Genomic DNA, 13,924 nt, shown 5'->3' on the forward strand with positions numbered 1-13,924 from the left:
CGCGTGGCTCAGCCGCGGCACGACGGCGGCAGGTACTTGTCGTCGCTTTCACCGCTGCATTCCCAGCGGCCGCTGTCGCGATCATATTCCAGCCACAGCAGGTCGCCATCGAGGCTCTTGCCGGGCACGGCCAGCGTTGCTTCGATGCCGCAGTGGCCGTTGTTGAAGCGGCCGATGTTCACCGCCGACAGGCCGGCCTGGGTGAAATCACCCGGCGCCGGGAAACCGGCATCGTTGGCACCGGGGCAGCGGCCTTCGTCGTCGGCGAAGTGCTGCACCTGCTGTTTCAGCGGCTGCAGGGCATTGACCGCGGTGGCAACCTTGGCACGCACGGTGTAGTCGTTGTAGGCAGGCAGGGCGATCGCCGCGAGGATGGCCATGACCGGCACCAGCACCAGCAGCAGGCCGCCGCCGATGATCGCGGTCAGGGCGCAGCCGGAGAGCTTCTTTTTCGGCGGCGGCAGCACCCCGGCCGGGGTCTGCGTGGCATAGGGCGTGGACGGTGGCAGCACCGGTGGTTGCGGCGGCGGCGGCGCAACCGGTTCCGGTTCGGGCTCCGGCTCGGGTTCCACGGCCGGCGCGGCGACGTCCAGCGCCGGCACGATCAGGCCCAGCTCATCGACCACGCTGCGCAACGGCTGCCATTGCGGCAGGCCGTCGCGCCAGACCAGGGTGTCCAGGGAGATCTGGTTGTTGCGGAACAACTCGACCAACTGTTCCGCCGGCAGCGGGCCTTGCTGCCGGTTGCCTTCTGCGTGGAACCACTCGCTCACGGGGACGCTCCTGAATGCGCTATGCCCCCAAGTGTACGGTCAGTGCAGGGGTTCTGGCTCGTCCATGAACATCTGCGTCTCCATCCAGGCGTAGGCCGCTTCGGAGCCGGGCTGGTTGAACAGCACCATCAGCACGACCCACTTCAGGTCGTCCAGGTCCAGTTCGTCCTGGTCCAGGGCCATCGCCCGGTCCAGCACCAGCTCGCGCTGGTCGGCGTCGAGGATGCCGTGCTGTTCCAGGTACAGCAGGAAGCCGCGGCATTCCACGTCCAGCTTGTCCAGCTCTGGGCCGTGGTAGATGCGCACGGGGCCATCGACCCGCGCCTGGGCCACGCTCGGCCGCTGCGCGGCCAGGGCATCGAGCCAGTCGAACGCCTTGTTGATCTCGGTGGGGCTGAAACCGGCCTGGATCAGGCCGTTCTGGAGCGAATCGCGGTCACGGATCAGGTCCGCATCTTCGCTGAAATAGTGTTCAAACAGGTACAGCAGTACATCCAGGATGCTCTCTTTCATTGCCCCTCGGCCTGCGTCGCGCGACGCTGTGGAGGTGAAGAAACTAGGGAGTTCGACAGTAGCGGCCGTGTACGCACACCACGATTCCCGCCAGTTCCATGGCCAGCAGCATGGAGGACACCTGTGACGCCGTCAATCCACAACGCGTGATCAGTGAATCCATACCGCTTGGGTTGTGGTCCAGCGCCCGCCACAAGCACTGGTAGTCAGGGTCGTCGGCCCAGCGCGCCGGCAGGAGCGCCGGCGGTGCCTGTTCAGTGGGGGTGGCCAACCGCGATTGCAAGCCCGGCAGCTGCTGGCGAAGGGCGGGGGCGAGCAGTTCCAGGACCTCCTCGGGGCGCTCGACCAGCGCCGCGCCCTCGCGGATCAGGCGATGGCAGCCGGCCGCGCGCGGGTTGAGCACCGACCCGGGCAGGGCACAGACCTCGCGGCCCGCCTCGGCGGCCAGGCGCGCGGTGATCAGCGCGCCCGAGCGCTGCGCGGCCTCGACCACCACGGTGGCCAGCGCCAGTCCGGCCACCAGCCGGTTGCGCGCAGGGAAGTGGCTGGGACGGGCAGCCGTGCCCGGCAGGTACTCGCTGAGCACCACGCCTTCGGCGGCGATCCGCGCCTGCAGCCGCGCGTGGCTGTCCGGATAGGCCCGGTCAGGGCCGGTGCCGATCACTGCCATGGTGCAGCCGCCGGCCTCCAGCGCAGCCTGGTGCGCGGCCGCATCGATGCCTGCGGCCAGGCCGCTGGTCACCGCCAGGCCGGCCTCGACGAAGCAGCCGGCAAAACGCGCGGCCAGTGCACGCCCGCCCGGGGTGGGCGAGCGGCTGCCGACCAGCGCCACCGAAGGGCGCCAGGCCAGGCAGGGATCACCGGCCACGAATAGCGCCAGCGGCGGGTTGGGTACCTCCAGCAGTGATGGCGGAAAGGCCGGATCGGTACACGGCAGCAGGTGATGGTTGTCCTGTTCCAGCCAGCGCCGGGCCGATGTCCAGGCCCGGGTATCGGGGCGTTCCAGGGCGGCGCACTGCTCCGGCGTGCAACCGTGCGCACGCCAGGTCGCAGTGCCTTGCGCGATGGCGGTTTCCGCATCGCCCGCGGCCTGCAGCAGGGCCCGTCGGGACGCCAGTGCGCCTCCCGCCATCAACAGGCGCAGCAGCGCCTCGTATGCATGTGTGGTCATCCCCCACTATCGGCCGCACACAACAAAGGCGCCCTAGGGCGCCTTCGTATGTGGCTGTCAGGTTTTGCCGGAGGTGCCTGCCGCCCCGCGGCCGGCACTCCAGTGGTGGCCGGGGCAGTCCGGCAACCGTTACTTCGCGTCCGGGTGCAGCGCGTTGTAACCCACCTGCACCGGCTTCACGCCCTGCATCACCAGCGCGTAGCTGACGTTGTCGAAGGTGCGGAACACCATCGCATGCGCGGCATATTCATCCGGCAGCGAGACCCGGCCTGCGCCGGTGCTGAGCGAGTCGTCCATGCGCGAGGAGGTCGGGTACTTCATGCGGTGCGCTACATGCCGGCCCGGGCGCCACAGCGAGAACACGGTGCCGTTGTCCACGCCCTGGGCACGGCCGGCCGAAATCGCGATCACGTCGCGTGGGCCACCGGCGGTGAACATGTCGGTGACCGCCAGCACGCGCACGTCCACGCCCTCGACACCCGCAGCGGGTACGTGGGGCACGAACTGCAGGTCGTACGGCCGGGCTTCGACCGGCACCAGGCGGTCGCCGGCGCGCACTTCGCGGCCGCCGACGTTCTTGTCCAGCACCAGCGTGGAGGCCTCGACCTTGCCGCCGGCGATCTGGGTGATGGTGCCGGTGGCGACCTGGGCCAGTTCGTAGCCGAGCACGCCACGACGTGCGTTGGGTGCGTTGTAGGCCTTCCACAGGTTGCCGCTGCCCGGGGTGACGTCGCCATTGGCGGTCAGGTCCTCGGTCGGCTTGGGCTGGGCGTAACGCACGGTCGGGCGTACCACGGCCCAGCGCTGGCCCACCTGGGCATCCGCCAGGCGCACGTAGACGGTGTCGCCACCGGACACGCGCAGGCGGCTGTCCTCCAGGCCGACGACGTAGGGCAGCTGCTTGACGCTGTCGACAACGCTCAGCTGCTTCAGGAACGGCTCGACCTGGGCCAGCGGAATGGCGTCGATCGGGGCCTCCTGGCGCGGACCGGCCTGGGACACGGTCACCCGGTCCAGGTAGGCCAGGCTCAGCACGTCACCTGGATAGATCAGGTGCGGGTTGGCGATCTGCGGATTGGCTTGCCAGATCTCCGGCCACAGCCAGGGCTTCTGCAGGAAACGTGCGGCGATATCCCACAACGTATCCCCTTTTCGGACCACATAGGTGTCCGGGTGCCCGCCATTCACTTCCACGGCGGTAGCATAGGCAGCCACGGTCAGCATCGCCGCGGCGACGACCGTACGAAAACGAAGCAACATAGGTGTGAAGCCCTGATTCCCCAACAGGTCCACGCACTATAGTCCAGAAACCGGGGCGCAAGGCAAGCGTTGGAGCTAGAATCTGCGACGTATGCCGGCGTGCCGGCCCCCTATCCGGAAACAGCCATGGCCCTTCTCCCCATTCTCGAGTTCCCCGATCCGCGCCTGCGTACCAAGGCTGCGTTGATCGACGCCGCCGAAGTCACCACGCCGGCCTTCCAGGAACTGATCGACAACATGTTCCTGACCATGTACGACGCCCCGGGCATCGGCCTGGCCGCCACCCAGGTGGACGTGCACAAGCGCTTCATGGTCATCGATGTCAGCGAAGAGAAGAATGAACCGCATGTGTTCATCAACCCGGAAATCGTCGCCAAGGACGGGGGCCGGGTGTACCAGGAGGGCTGCCTGTCGGTCCCGGGCATCTTCGCCGACGTGACCCGCGCTGACACCATCACCGTGAAGTACCTGGACCGCAACGGCCAGGAGCAGCAGCTGGAGGCCGGTGAAGTGCTGGCCACCTGCATCCAGCACGAGATGGACCACCTGGACGGCAAGCTGTTCATCGACTATCTGTCGCCGCTCAAGCGCGAGATGGTCCGCAAGAAGCTGGCCAAGCAGCGCAAGCACGTGGCGTGATCGCCAATCCGGGCCGCCCTCCGGGTGGCCCGTGCCTGCGCGACGCGCGCGGGCTGTACGGCGCCGGCCGACGGCGCCGTTTTCTTTCCTGCACGAATCCATCCTGCAAGTGGGGTAGCCATGAGGATTGTCTTTGCCGGTACGCCGGAATTCGCGGTGTCGTCGCTGCGCGCCGCGGCGCGCCACCACGAGGTCGTGGCCGTCTATACCCAGCCTGATCGCCCGGCCGGGCGCGGCCGTGGCCTGGCACCGTCGCCGGTCAAGCTCGAAGCCGTGGCCCGTGGCATTCCGGTCTACCAGCCCGAATCGCTGAAGGATGAAGCTGCCCAGCGGCAGCTGCGCGACCTGCAGCCGGACCTGATGGTGGTGGTCGCCTACGGCCTGATCCTGCCCAGGGCGGTACTGGCGATCCCGACCCACGGCTGCTGGAACGTGCATGCCTCGCTGCTGCCGCGCTGGCGCGGTGCCGCGCCGATCCAGCGCGCGATCCAGGCCGGTGACGCAAAGACCGGCGTGTGCCTGATGCAGATGGAAGCCGGCCTGGATACCGGCCCGGTGCTGCTGCACCAGGAGCTGCCGATCGCGGCCACCGATACCGGCGGCCAGCTGCATGACAAGCTGGCCGAACTGGGCGCACAGGTGCTGTCAGACGGCCTGGGCCTGCTGCGTGCCGGCATCAAGCCGATCGCGCGGCCGCAGCCCGAGCAGGGCGTGACCTACGCGCACAAGCTGGACAAGGCCGAAGCCCGCCTGGACTGGGCGCAGGACGCCGATGCACTGGCGCGCACCGTGCGCGCCTTCAATCCGTGGCCGATCGCCGAGGCCACGCTGGCCGGCGAGCGCGTGCGCATCCACGGCGCGGTCGCTCTTGACCTGGCCCACGGCCAGGCGCCGGGGGCGGTGCTGGCGGCCAGCCGCGATGGTATCGACATCGCCTGCGGCCAGGGCGCGCTGCGGCTGCGCACGCTGCAGCGCGAAGGCGGCAAGGCGATCACCGCCGCCGACTACCTCAATGCCCGCCGCGACCTGCACGTGGGGGCATAAGCGGTGTCGAAGCAGAATGATTTCTCCGTCGCCAAGGCGGCGCCGGGCGCGGCCACCCGCATGCTGGCCGCACGCGTACTGGCGCAGGTGTTCACCCGTGGCCGCTCGCTGAAGGCGGAACTGGCCTGGGCACTGCCCAAGCTGGCCGACAGTCGTGATCGGGCCTTGCTGGAAGCGCTGTGCTTTGCAGTCCTGCGCCGCCGCAGTACCTACGACGCTGCCTTGCAGTCGTGGATGCAGAAGCCGCTGTCGGCGCGTGATGCCGACCTGCGCACGTTGCTGATGGTGGGCTTCGCGCAGCTGGACGTGCTGGAACTGCCGGCGCATGCGGCCCTGTCGGCCACGGTCGACGCCGCCCGCGCGCTGGGCCGTGAGCGCCAGGCCGGGCTGGTCAACGCGATCCTGCGCCGCGCGCAGCGCGAGGGGTTCCCGGAGCAGCCTGCGCGTGACGCCTTTCCGGCGTGGCTGGCCGATGCCGTCGAGCGCGACTGGCCGTCCCAGGCCCAGGCGATCTTTGCTGCCAGCCTGCAGCCGGCGCCGCTGTGGCTGCGTGCCAACCGCCAGCAGGGGGGGCGTGACAAGGCGCTGGCCACGCTGGCCGAGGCCGGCATTGCTGCCGAAGCCAGCCCGCTCAGCGCCGACGCGCTGCGCCTGGTGGCGCCCATCGCGGTGAACCAGTTGCCGGGGTTCGCCGACGGTGCGCTGTCGGTGCAGGACCTGTCGGCGCAATGTGCGGCGGACGCGCTGGCACCGGCGTCCGGCGCCCGCGTTCTGGACGCCTGCGCGGCACCGGGTGGCAAGTCGGCGCACCTGCTGGAGCGTGACCCGAGCCTGCGCCTGCTGGCGCTGGATATCGATGCGCGTCGCCTGGCGCGTGCCCGCGATACCTACACCCGCACCGGTGTGGGTGAGGGCGCGCAGACCCGGGTGGCCGATGCCAGCGACCCCGGTGCGTGGTGGGATGGCACCCCGTTCGACGCCATCCTGCTGGATGCGCCGTGTTCGGCCACCGGCGTGATCCGCCGCCAGCCGGACGTGATGTTCCACCGCCGCGCCGAGGATATCGATGCGCTGGTCGGCGTGCAGGCCCGCCTGCTGGAGGCCTGCTGGTCGATGCTGCGTCCGGGCGGCGTGCTGCTGTACGCCACCTGTTCGATCCTGCGCGCCGAGAACATCGATCAGGTGCGGGCCTTCCTGAAGTGGCATCCGGACGCGGTGGCACAGTCGCTGGATGACAGATTCGGCCTGGACTGCGAGGGGATCGCGCGCCAGCGACTGCCGGGTGACAGCGATGCTGACGGATTCTTTTACGCGCGTCTGCTAAAAACGGCCTGACCCCCCGCTGACGTTGCGAGTCCCATGCTGAAATCCCGCGCGTCGCGCGAGACGTGGTTGTTCGTGGTGATGGCCCTGCTGGTGCTGGGGGCCGGGCTGGGCCTTCGTGATCCGTGGCCGTCGGACGAGCCGCGCTTCGCGCTGGTGGCCAAGCAGATGTTCGACAGCGGCCACTGGCTGTTCCCGCACCGCGGGACCGAGCTGTACTCGGACAAGCCGCCGATGCTGATGTGGTGGCAGGCCACGCTGTACAGCCTGGTCGGGCAGTGGCGCGTGGCCTTCCTGCTGCCGTCGCTGCTTGCGGCACTGGGCACGCTGTGGTGCGTGGTCGACCTGGGCCGGCGGCTGTGGACGCGGCGGGTGGGGCTGTATGCCGGCTGGGCGCTGCTGTTCGCGCTGCAGTTCACCTTCCAGGCGAAGAAGGCGCAGATCGATCCCCTGCTGCTGCTGTTCATCACCCTGGCCAACTACGGCCTGCTGCGCCACCTGCTGCTGGGGCCGGCCTGGCGCTGGTGGTGGCTGGGCTGGTTCTTCGCCGGCATCGGCGTGATCACCAAGGGCGTGGGCATGCTGGCGCTGCTGATGATCGTGCCCGCGGCAATCGCCACGGCGCTGCGGTGGCCACGGGTGGGCCTGCACGCGCGCGACGCGCGCTTCTGGCTGGCGCCGCTGGCCTTCCTGCTGGCGGTGTCGTTGTGGCTGGCGCCGATGCTGCTGGCCGGCTTTGCCACCGGCTCGGACGAATATCGCGCCTACATGGACGATATCCTGTTCCAGCAGACGGCGCGGCGCTACACCCATTCCTGGGATCACCACCAGCCCGCCTGGTACTTCCTGGCGACGATGCCGCTGATGTGGATCCCGGCATTCCTGGCCCTGCCCTGGGCGATTCCGGCTTGGCGCCGCCGGCTGCAACGCCGCGACGCGCGCTATCTGCTGCCGCTGGCCTGGTGGCTGATGGTGGTGCTGTTCTTCTCGATTCCCGCCGGCAAGCGCGACGTCTACATCCTGCCGGCGCTGCCGATGTTCTGCCTGGTGCTGGCACCGCTGTTGCCGGGGTTGCTGAAGCGACGCGATGTGCAGGCCGTGGTGGGGCTGTTCACCGGCCTGCTGTCATTGGGCCTGGCCGTGGCTGGCGTGATGGCGGTGCTGGGTGACCCGGCCTTCGAGCTGCGCCTGACCCATAGCCGCGGGCTCGCCCCCGGGGCCGTCGACGCGCTGGCGTGGACGATCCTGGCGATGGGCCTGTGGGGCGGATTGAGCCTGCTGGCCTGTGGCCGTCGCCGGCAGCTTGCGCTGGTGTCGACCCTGGCGGTGGTCTGGGTGCTGTACAGCCTGGTCGGCTACCCGCTGCTGAACGATTCCAGTTCGGCCCGTGGCCTGATGCGCGCGGTCGGTACCCGCCTGGGCCCCGATGCCGAGCTGGGGCTGGTGGCCTGGAAGGAACAGCACCTGCTGCTGGCCGACCGTCCCGCAGCGACCTTCGGTTTCGAGACTGACTGGGACGAGCAGCTGGTGGCGGCCACGCGCTGGCAGCGGCTGGCACCCGGACGTCGTTGGCTGCTGGTCCACGAGTACGCGATGCTGTCGTGCGTCGACCGCAACCGCTCCGAACTGGCCGGCGTGGCCAACCGGCGGCGCTGGTGGCTGGTGCCGGCAGCGGCGGTGACGGTGCCGTGCGTGGTCACTGCCGAGGAGCGGGAACGTGAACGGCGTTTGCAGGAACATGACTAGCCAGCACGATTTCCGCTTGTCCAGTCTGCCCAAGCGGGTCCAAAGGCAGTAAAACAGCAGGCTGGGACGGCCCGCGTTGGCCCGTCCCATTCTTCCAGCAGATTGCAGCGATACTTCCCGACGTGCCAGCTTCACCGGACAACCTGAACCTCATGGCCGGCGACCCGCTGGGCGTTCCCGTCGGTGGGCGTCACGGGGTTGCACACGGGCTGGCCCAGCTGGGGCTGTTCTGCCTGCCGGCACTGGTGCTGACCGTGCCGATCAACCTGTTGCCGTATGGTCTCCTGCTGCTGCTCAGTACCCTGCTGGCGCCGGAGCTGCTGTGGCGCGCGCGGGGCATGGCCGGCCAGCCGGTGAAAGTGCTGGTCTGGCTGATGCTGGCGGTGCTGGCGCTCGGCGTACTGTCGGTGGTGCTGTTCGAACAGGGCCTGCGTGACGTCGACAACCGTTCGCGATTCGTGGTGATCCCATGGATCGCGCTGTGGATCTGCGCGCTGCGTCCCAGCCTGCGGTGGCTCTGGTACGGCTCGTTGACCGGCCTGCTCGCCACCTTCGTGATGTCGCTGTGGCAGGTGCTGGGCGGCGCCCCGCGCGCGGAGCTGTTCACCAACGCCATCGTGCTGGCCGACATCGTGATGGTGTTGATGGTGCTGCTGGTGTTCTGCCGCCCGTCGCGGCGCTGGTCGCTGGTGATCCTCGGCATGGCCGCCGGCTGCGGCACCATCGTGCTGACCGGCAGCCGCGGTGTGTTCGCCGCCTTGCTGGCGCTGCTGGTGGTGCTGGCGCTGAGCCTGCGCTGGCGTACCGGTGCGGCGCGCCTGTCGGTGCTGGCAGGGATGCTGGCGATCGGTGCGACGCTGCTGCTGTCGGTACCGGAGCTGCGCCACCAGGTCCGCCTGAGCGAGCTGCACAGCGACGTGCAGCGGATGGAGCTGGGCGACAGTGATTCTTCCGCCGGTGCCCGCGTCGAGCGCCTGCAGGTGGCCTGGCAGACCTTCCTCGATCATCCGCTGGTGGGTGTTGGCATCGGTCATTTCGACAGCGCGATGCAGCGCGTGCCGGTCTGCCGGGAGAACCCGGAAGAGTTGCGCTGCCACCTGGGGCATGCCCACAACGACGTGGCCGAATGGGCGGCGACCCAGGGTGTACCGGGCCTGCTGCTGTTGCTGGCGGTGTATGGCATCCCGCTGTGGTTGTTCGTGCGCCTGCATCGCCGCAGCGGACGGGCGACCTTCCGCGGGCCGGCCGCTGCCGGCGTCATGCTGGTGATCACCTACGCGTTGTGCGGGCTGACCCAGTCGATGTTCGCGCACCAGATGACGGCCAGTTTCTACGTGACCCTGGTCGGGCTGCTGACCGGCCTGTCGATCGTCGAAGGCGCGCGCCACCGGGCGATCACCGGCGGCTCGTGATGCGTCGGCGCGCCGGGCGGGCCCCGGCGATCAGGGGTTCGGCGGGTCGGCCACGGGCTGGCCGTTGCCCAGCATCCACAGCATGATGGTCTTCTGCCGCACGTAGTTGGCGCGCACGTAGGCGTAGACCAGGCCGTGCCAGCCGTCGCGGAAGCCGCCACGGAACACGAAGCCGCGCCAGAACCGCCAGGCCGGCGCCAGTACCAGCTTGCCCAGCGTGGCCCGCTTGCCGCGTGCGAACTCGTGCTCGGCCATCATCCGCGCGTACTTCTCGGTCTTGGCCAGCTGCTGCTGCAGGGAGCGGTACGGGTAATGGACCAGGTCGCCGCGCAGGGTGCCGACGCTGCCGTCGACGCTGGCCGCCTCGTGGATCTCGCGCTTGCCGCGCCAGCCGCCGCGGCGGCGGTCGAACAGGCGCATCACCCGGTCCGGGTAGGCGTTGCCATGGCGCAGGAACCTGCCGAAGTACTCCGACAGGCGCGCGAAGCGATAGCCGGCATGGCCGGCGAAGCCACCGTCGCGGGCCTGTTCGATGGCTGCGCGCAGTTCCGGGCTGATCCGCTCATCGGCGTCCAGGCACAGCACCCAGTCGTGGCTTGCCTGCTCGACGCAGTAGGCCTTCTGGCTACGGAAGCCATCGAACGCGCGCTGCAGCACGCGGGCGCCTGCGCCCTCGGCGATGGCCAGGGTGGCATCGGTGGAGTACGAGTCCACGACGATGATCTCGTCGCAGAAGGCCAGCGAGGCCAGGCAGTCGCCGATGCGGCCGGCCTCGTTGAACGCGATAATGCAGGCCGAGATGCGAGGCCGTTCGATGGGAGCGGTCGTGGAGGACATGATGGCCGGGTACCTGTTGTTTGCGACGGAGCGCTATGCGCTGCCTATTCTCGCCCCGTTGGCGCAGGCCTTGCACGCCTCCGGGCAGGAGGTGGCGGCCTGGTTCGAGGACGGCGCGGCCGCCAGCAGCCTGCCGGGTGTGCCCAACATCGGACTGAAACAGGCCCTGGCGATGCGGCCGCGTGCCGTGTTCAGCGCCGCCAACTGGGTGCCGACCTTCCTGTCCGGCGCCAAGGTACAGCTGTTCCATGGCTTCAACGTGGAGAAGCGCGACAGTGCGCGTGGCCACTTCCGGGTGCGCGGCATGTTCGACCTGTACTGCACGCAGGGGCCGGCCACCACCGCTCCGTTCCGTGAGATCGCCGCCCTGCAGGGCCACTTCGCCGTAGCCGAGACCGGCTGGCCGAAGCTCGACCCGCTGTTCCGCGACGACGGTGGCGAGAGCGCCGCGCTGCGCGCAGCGGCGGGCGGGCGCCCGGTGATCCTGTTCGGTTCGACCTTCACCGAGCGCCTGAGCGCAGCGCCCCACCTGCATGCGCAGATCGCCGCCGATATCGCTGGCGGTGAGCGCTATTGGCTGCTGACCCTGCACCCGAAGTGCCCACCGGAACTGTTCGAGCGCTACCGCGCGCTGGCCGGTGCCCATGCCCGCTTCATCGAACCGGAGCAGGTGATGGCCGCACAGCGCGCCGCCGATGTGCTGGTGTCGGACACCTCGTCGATCGTTTCGGAGTTCATCGTCCAGCACAAGCCGGTGGTGACCTTCCGCAACCGCGTGCCCAAGCCGCACATGATCGACTTCGACGACCCGGCGCAGCTGCCGGCGATGCTGCAGCGCGCGCTGCATCCCGACGCCGCGCTGCAGGCGGAGATCGTGCGCTACGCCGACGCCATCCATCCGTACCGCGATGGCCTGTCCAGCGAGCGGGTGATCGCCGCCACCGAGGATTTCCTGTCCGGTGAAATGGGCGTGCTGCGGCGCAAGCCCTTCGGCAGCTGGGTGCGCGACCTGCAGATCCGCAAGGACCTGGGGTACTGGGGCCCGTCGCAGCGCTGATGCCTCGCCGACCCCGCTCGCGGTAGTGCCGGCCGCTGGCCGGCAACCTCGGGAATGTCTGCGGTTGCCGGCCAGCGGCCGGCACTACCGGTGTTGCTTACCAGCGCAACTTGCGCCGCGCCAGCGCCGCGGCCAGCTGCTCCATCACGTGTTGCGCCTGCGCCTGCGGCAGGTAGCGCAGGGTCAACGCCACATCGCCGTGCGCACCGGCCGTATCCAGCTGCAGGCTGCTGGTGCCGAGCAGCTTGTCCAGCGGTGAACGCTGCAGGCGCAGGCCCTGCACCTTGTCCAGCTCGGCCCAGCGCCACCAGCGCTTCCACCAGCCGCCGCGCACGGCCACGTAATGGGCATCCAGATACCAGCCCATGCGCGCCATCTGCCGGTGTGCCACCAGCAGCGCCACCGGCAGCCAGGCCAGCACGATCAGGCCCCATGATCCCCAGCGCCAGTACGCGGCCGCTGCCAGCAACGGCACCAGCAGCAGCGCGCCCAGGCACAGTCGCCACCAGCCACGCTGCGGAATGGACTGCCATTGCGCTGGCGGCCATTGCAGTTGAGGCAACAGGTGCTGCACCAGCTGCTCGCAGCGCATTGCCGGTGCCAGCGGTGCCAGCTCGCGCAGGGCGCGGTCCTCGTCGCGCGAGGGGCCGCCGGCGGCGCTGTCGATGCGCAGCTGGCGCAGGCCGAACCAGCGATGCAGGGTGGTTTCGCGCAGCGTCCAGGCCTGGATACGGCGACGCGCGACACTGCTGCGGGTGCGGCTGAGCAGGCCGGCCGAGACGGTCAGGCGGCGATCCTGCTCGCTGAGGGTGAAGCCGTGATAGCGCAGCAGGGTCAGCACCACCGACAGCGCACGCAGCGCCAGCCAGCCCAGCAGCAAGGCTGCGGCCAGCAGCAGGAAGGCGCCGGCCACGCCGGGATGCAGGTGGCTTGCGTAGCCGAAGGCTTCCCGGCCGCCACGCTGGATGGCCGCGTCCATCACCGGCCGCGGCACGGTCTGGAACAGCACGCCGAAAGCGGCGATCGCCAATGCCCAGCCGCGGTTGGACAGCAGGCCCATGCGCACCACGTCCCAGCTCGACAGGCGCAGCAGCACCTGTTCGGTGTCGGCGTCGGTGATCGGGGGGGCGGCCACGACGTCGGCGGCCTGCGGTGCCTGCCCACGCTGGCGCACCAGTCGTTCCAGCGCCAACGCCTGGTCCAGCTTCAGCACGCGCATTTCGGCCTCCGGACGCACGCCGCCGGCCGATTCAAGGCGCAGCTCGGCCACGCCGAACAGGCGGTGCAGCGGGTTCTGCCGCACTTCCACGTTGTGGATGCGGGCGAACGGGATCTCGCGGCGGTTGCGCGCCAGCAGTCCGCTGCGCACGGTGATCGCGTCGCTGCCGATGCGGTAGCGGTAGCTGAGGTACTGCAGCACCGAGACCAGCACCAGCGCGGCAATCGCCGACAGCGGAATCAGCTGCGCCCACATCGGGTCGCGGTCACCGCGCTGGCCGAACACCAGCAGCGCCACCAGCGGCAGGAAGTAGTGGCGCAGCTGCATCAGCAGCACGAACAGCCACGACCACGGGTGCAGGCGATGGTCCTCGCCACCGGCAGGCAGCGATGCGGGCAGGGGTGGCGGCAGGCTCACAGGGCGTCGGCGTCCTGGTCGAGCTGATGGGACAGGGTGTCACGCAGGCGCTCGGCGTCGGCCTCGTCCAGGCCGCTCACGGTCACTGCGCTCATGCGGGTCCCGGCGGTGTGCACGATCAGCGTGGCCAGGCCGGCACGGCGTTCCAGCGGGCCGCGGCGCAGGTCCAGGTGCTGCACGCGCGAAATGGGGATGCGCGTTTCCAGCTGCCACATCAGGTCGCGGCGCAGGCCCAGCCCTTGGGTATCCAGCCGCCAGCGGGTGCGGGTCAAGCGCCGGTGGCCAAGCCACGCGCCGAAGACGATGCCGATCAGCAGCCCAAGGGCGGCCGTCCACAGGCCGCCGGGCAGCTCGAAGAACCACGCGGCCGCGGCCAGCGGCAGGCCCGGCACGAACAGTCCGCCGAAGGCGCCTTCCAGTGCGGCCAGGCGGGCGGCGCGCTGCGGCAGCGACTGCCAGGCATCGGCAGGCGGGGAGGTCAGGGCAACGTCGATCACGCAGGCTCCGTCAGGT

The 13,924-nt window shown here is 69.7% G+C and carries 13 protein-coding genes; 6 read left to right on the top strand and 7 right to left on the bottom strand.

Features of this window, described 5'->3' with window-relative positions; genetic code table 11:
- Nucleotides 1–8 precede the first annotated feature (8 nt).
- From AC5P8F_RS04200 to AC5P8F_RS04215, 4 genes are all read right to left on the bottom strand, one after another.
- On the bottom strand, nt 9–773 hold the full coding sequence (locus AC5P8F_RS04200) for a pilin (protein ID WP_014648567.1): 765 nt from the start codon (nt 771–773) through the stop codon (nt 9–11).
- A 39-nt stretch (nt 774–812) separates the two neighbouring features.
- The gene (locus AC5P8F_RS04205) at nt 813–1,286 is read right to left on the bottom strand and encodes a DUF494 family protein (protein ID WP_005419622.1); all 474 of its coding nucleotides are present in this window, start codon (nt 1,284–1,286) and stop codon (nt 813–815) included.
- A gap of 43 nt (nt 1,287–1,329) precedes the next feature.
- On the bottom strand, nt 1,330–2,457 hold the full coding sequence (gene dprA, locus AC5P8F_RS04210) for a DNA-processing protein DprA (protein WP_111206760.1): 1,128 nt from the start codon (nt 2,455–2,457) through the stop codon (nt 1,330–1,332).
- A gap of 129 nt (nt 2,458–2,586) precedes the next feature.
- Nucleotides 2,587–3,717 (bottom strand): LysM peptidoglycan-binding domain-containing protein, encoded by a 1,131-nt coding sequence (locus AC5P8F_RS04215; protein ID WP_032958270.1) that lies wholly within the window; start codon nt 3,715–3,717, stop codon nt 2,587–2,589.
- 126 nt (nt 3,718–3,843) lie between these two features.
- On the opposite strand from AC5P8F_RS04215, the gene def reads away from it, so the two are divergent.
- The 5 genes from def (at nt 3,844) to AC5P8F_RS04240 (ending at nt 9,881) form a co-directional block, all read left to right on the top strand.
- Nucleotides 3,844–4,356: a peptide deformylase gene (gene def, locus AC5P8F_RS04220; RefSeq protein ID WP_014648564.1), complete on the top strand. Its 513-nt coding sequence runs from the start codon at nt 3,844–3,846 to the stop codon at nt 4,354–4,356.
- Between the two features lie 120 nt (nt 4,357–4,476).
- Nucleotides 4,477–5,400, top strand: a complete 924-nt coding sequence (fmt, locus tag AC5P8F_RS04225; protein ID WP_014648563.1) for a methionyl-tRNA formyltransferase — start codon at nt 4,477–4,479, stop codon at nt 5,398–5,400.
- Nucleotides 5,401–5,403: 3 nt separating this feature from the next.
- Nucleotides 5,404–6,735, top strand: coding sequence for a 16S rRNA (cytosine(967)-C(5))-methyltransferase RsmB (gene rsmB, locus AC5P8F_RS04230; protein ID WP_414611767.1), 1,332 nt, complete (start codon nt 5,404–5,406; stop codon nt 6,733–6,735).
- Nucleotides 6,736–6,759: 24 nt separating this feature from the next.
- Nucleotides 6,760–8,469, top strand: a complete 1,710-nt coding sequence (locus AC5P8F_RS04235) for an ArnT family glycosyltransferase (RefSeq protein ID WP_049439261.1) — start codon at nt 6,760–6,762, stop codon at nt 8,467–8,469.
- Nucleotides 8,470–8,621: 152 nt separating this feature from the next.
- Nucleotides 8,622–9,881, top strand: a complete 1,260-nt coding sequence (locus AC5P8F_RS04240) for an O-antigen ligase family protein (protein WP_046432731.1) — start codon at nt 8,622–8,624, stop codon at nt 9,879–9,881.
- 30 nt (nt 9,882–9,911) lie between these two features.
- Here the strand turns inward: AC5P8F_RS04240 and AC5P8F_RS04245 are convergent, their stop codons facing one another.
- A complete protein-coding gene (locus AC5P8F_RS04245; RefSeq protein ID WP_481440941.1) occupies nt 9,912–10,718 on the bottom strand; it encodes a glycosyltransferase family 2 protein in 807 nt (268 codons plus the stop codon).
- Here AC5P8F_RS04245 and AC5P8F_RS04250 point away from each other — a divergent pair.
- The gene (locus tag AC5P8F_RS04250) at nt 10,717–11,775 is read left to right on the top strand and encodes a CDP-glycerol glycerophosphotransferase family protein (RefSeq protein ID WP_032958279.1); all 1,059 of its coding nucleotides are present in this window, start codon (nt 10,717–10,719) and stop codon (nt 11,773–11,775) included. The genes AC5P8F_RS04245 and AC5P8F_RS04250 overlap by 2 nt on opposite strands.
- A 97-nt stretch (nt 11,776–11,872) precedes the next feature.
- On the opposite strand, the gene AC5P8F_RS04255 is transcribed toward AC5P8F_RS04250, so the two are convergent.
- Nucleotides 11,873–13,411 carry a PH domain-containing protein gene (locus AC5P8F_RS04255; protein ID WP_495227623.1) on the bottom strand — a complete coding sequence of 513 codons (1,539 nt, stop codon included), beginning with the start codon at nt 13,409–13,411 and terminating at the stop codon, nt 11,873–11,875.
- On the bottom strand, nt 13,408–13,908 hold the full coding sequence (locus AC5P8F_RS04260) for a PH domain-containing protein (protein ID WP_495227624.1): 501 nt from the start codon (nt 13,906–13,908) through the stop codon (nt 13,408–13,410). The genes AC5P8F_RS04255 and AC5P8F_RS04260 overlap by 4 nt, the downstream gene beginning before the upstream one ends.
- Between the last annotated feature and the right edge of the window lie 16 nt (nt 13,909–13,924).

It is taken from the genome of Stenotrophomonas sp. YJH_SMC_69 (genome assembly GCF_059370495.1).